The organism is Streptomyces sp. NPDC006711, from assembly GCF_042869775.1.
GTDB lineage: Bacteria > Actinomycetota > Actinomycetes > Streptomycetales > Streptomycetaceae > Streptomyces.
The window spans coordinates 1-3,456 of the sequence record NZ_JBIAGO010000042.1 but is presented as its reverse complement, the minus strand read 5'-3'; the positions used below and the strand labels follow the sequence as shown (position 1 = coordinate 3,456).

Annotated in this window: 2 protein-coding genes; one reads left to right on the top strand and one right to left on the bottom strand. The window is 68.9% G+C overall.

Annotated elements, in window-relative coordinates; genetic code table 11:
• Positions 1-1,543 (bottom strand): condensation domain-containing protein (locus tag ACFYM2_RS34725; protein WP_388841879.1); only part of this gene is annotated, 1,543 nt, incomplete at its 3' end.
• Between the two features lie 208 nt (positions 1,544-1,751).
• Here ACFYM2_RS34725 and ACFYM2_RS34720 point away from each other — a divergent pair.
• The coding region (locus tag ACFYM2_RS34720; protein WP_388841876.1) for an amino acid adenylation domain-containing protein at positions 1,752-3,456 on the top strand (1,705 nt) is incomplete at its 3' end.

Below are 3,456 nucleotides of genomic sequence, written 5' to 3'. Positions count from 1 at the left end.
TCGCGGTCAGTGAGTGGCCGCCCAGCGCGAAGAAGTCATCGCCCACCCCCACCCCCGACACACCCAGCACCTTCTCGAACAGGCCACGCAGGATGTCCACGGCGGGTGACCGGGCGACGTCTGCCGCTCCGACCGCCTTCAGGGCAGCCGTGGCCGTAGCCGCAGCCGCTTCGCGCGGACCGGAGGGCAGGGCGGCGACCACTTCCCGGAAGTCCTGGTCCGGGTCGGCGACCAGGCCACGCAGTACCTCCGCGAGGACGGTGAGGATGCGGTCCGCCTCCGCCCTCTCGAAGAGGTCGGGCCGGTATTCGAGCTGAAGTTGCAGCCGGCTGCCGGAGAGCGCCCCGATCACCCGCAGCGGGAAGTGTGCGGCGTCGTGACCGTCGACCACGCTGACCCGGAGGCCGCCGTACGACGAGGAACCGGCCGCGCCCTCCGGGTAGTTCTCGAACACCGCGACGGTGTCGAAGAGTTCACCGGTACCGGCCGCGGCGCGTTGCAGACTGCTGAGCCGCAGATGGTGGTGGGCCAGCAGCTCGCTCTGCTCCTCTTGAAGGCGGGCGAGACGGCGCAGTATCGGCTCGTCGGGTCGTGCACGGATCCGCACCGGAATGGTGTTGATGAACATCCCCACCATCGATTCGATGCCGACGATCTCCGGGGAGCGGCCGGACACGACGGTGCCGAAGGTCACGTCGTCGCGACCGGTGAGGCGGCTGAGGACGGTGCCCCAGGCGCCCTGGAGCAGGGTGCCCATGGTCAGTCCCTGCCGGCGTGCGAACAGGCTGAGTTCGGTGCCGAAGTCCACCGGCAGTTGGGCCGACAGCCGTTCCGGCATGACGACCGCGCGTCCGGGAGCCGCCGCAGCTACCAGAGTGGGACCGGGGATACCGTCGAGCGCCGCCCGCCAGGCCTGCTCCGAGGCGGCGAGATCCTTCGTGGCGAGCCATTCGAAGTACCGGCGGTAGGGAACGGCGGGTGGCAACGACGCATTGTCCGGTCCGTCCGTGTACAGCGTGAACAGCTCGCGGATGAGCAGGGGGCCGGACCAGCCGTCCAGCACCATGTGGTGACAGCTGAGCACCAGCCGGTACCGGTCGGGCCCGAACCGGACGAGAACGAAGCGGACCAGCGGAGGCCGGTCAAGCGGGAAGCGCCGGACCCGGTCCGCGAGCAGGAGGGACCGCAACCGGTCCTCGGGGCCGGGTTCCGTCCCGGAGGACTTCGCCTCGGAGAAGTCTGCGTGGGAGGGGCCTGCGGCGGCGAAGTCCACCTCTTCCCAGGGCAGTTCCACGGCGCGGTGGATGACCTGGATCGGCTGCGCGTTCTGCCGCTGCGAGAAACCGGCCCGCAGAACGGGATGGCGATTCACCACGGCTGCCGCCGCGGCCTTCAGGCGGCCCGGGTCGACCCGTCCGTCCAGGGCGAGCACGAACTGCACGTGGTAGACGTCGATTTCATCGGCGTCGTAGTGGGACTGGAAGAACATTCCTTCCTGGAGGGGGGTCAGCGGAAGAACGTCAACGAACGGTGAATTATTCATCGCGCCAATTTCCCTCTCCTTTTGGCCTCCGTCGGAAGCTATCTCCCGCTTCTATCATTTCGTTATCAACCGAGGTGTCCTGGTTTCGTTTTGACGTCGGCCGCTACAGATAGAACTTCAATAAGGCGGTGAAAGGTCGTCCTGTTTAAGCTTTCTTTTCCTTCTCCTGCTTCTTTCACCGCCCAGAGACCGTCACGAGGAGCTCGGCATGACGTACCGTCCGGAAATCGCTGCCGAACGGCAAGGGGCGGTGCGGTCGCTGCCCGACGTGACGCTCCCGGAACTCGTCGAGGCTCAGGTCCGCCGTACTCCCCAGGCTCCGGCCGTCAGCTGTGGTGATGTCCACCTGACCTACCGGGAGTTCAACGAGCGGGCGAATCGGTTGGCCCGGCTGCTGACCGCGCGGGGAGCCGCACCCGAGCGGGTCGTCGCCGTGCTGCTGCCGCGAGGCGTCGAGCTGGCGGTCGCCCTGCTCGCCATCGCGAAAACCGGTTCCGCCTACCTGCCGGTGGAGTTGGACTACCCACAGGAGCGCATCGCTTTCCTGCTGGCCGACGCGCGCCCGGATGTCGTACTGAGAGTGCAGGCCGGGCCGTGGGCCGCGGGAGCCGAGGGCCGTGAACTCGTCCTCGATTCCCCGGAGGTGTGCGCCGAACTCTCCCGGCAGCCGGACACGGATCTGACGCAGCGGGAACGTCTGGCCCCCCTGCTCCCGGCCAACACGGCCTACGTCAGCTACACCTCCGGGTCCACGGGGAAGCCGAAGGCGGTGGCTGTCGAGCACCGCTCCCTCGCCGACTATCTGGCCTGGGCCATCCGGGCATATCCGAGCCTTGGACCGGGCGGCACCTCGCTGTGGCACTCGCCGTGCTCCTTCGACATGACCGTTTCGGAACTGTGGGCGCCGTTGGCCGGCGGAGGGCGCGTACTCATCAGCGCCCTGGCGGAGGACGGGCAGGGTGGGGAGGTCGGCTGCACCTTCCTGAAGGGCACTCCCAGCCACCTTCCCCTGCTCGAACTGCTTCCTGACGGTTACTCGCCGACCCAGCTGCTCATGCTGGGAGGCGAGGCCCTGCACGGTCCGGCCCTGGCGGAATGGCGCCGTCGTCACCCGGCGGCCACGGTGGTCAATGTCTACGGTCCGACCGAAACGACGGTGAACATCGCCGAGTTCCGGCTCGCTCCCGGGGAACGCGCACCCGAGGGCGTACTGCCGCTCGGCCGCGTCATGGACAACACCCGTGTCCACGTGCTGGACGATCGGCTCCGGCCGGTGCCGCTGGGGGAGACGGGGGAGCTGTACGTCGCGGGCGCGGGGCTGGCACGCGGCTACCGCGGCTCGCCACCGCTCACCGCCGAGCGCTTCGTGGCCGACCCGTTCGGCGCCCCCGGCACCCGGATGTACCGCACCGGAGACCTCGCGAGCTGGACGCCACACGGACTCCTTGAGTTCCGCGGCCGGGCGGACCACCAGGTCAAGGTGCGGGGCTTTCGCGTCGAACCCGGCGAGATCGAGGGCGTGCTGTCGCAGCACCCGGACGTCTCCCGTGCGGTCGTCCTGGTGCGCGAGGACCGGGCTCGTGACCAGCGCATCGTGGCCTACCTCACGAGTTCAGGGGCAAAGGAACCCGACCCGGCGGAACTGCGCCGGCATGTCGCGGCCCTTGTGCCGCATTACATGGTGCCTGCGGCCTTCGTCGTCCTGGACCGCTTCCCCCTGACCCCCAACGCCAAGGTCGACCGCGGGGCACTGCCGGCACCCGAGTATGCCGCAGGGGCGGGAAAGGGAGCGCTCGAGGCCCGCAGTCCGCAGGAGCGGATCCTCTGCGGTCTTGTCTCCGAGGTGCTGGGTGTGTCGGGGGTGGGGGTGGGCGATGACTTCTTCGCGCTGGGAGGCCATTCGCTGACCGCGT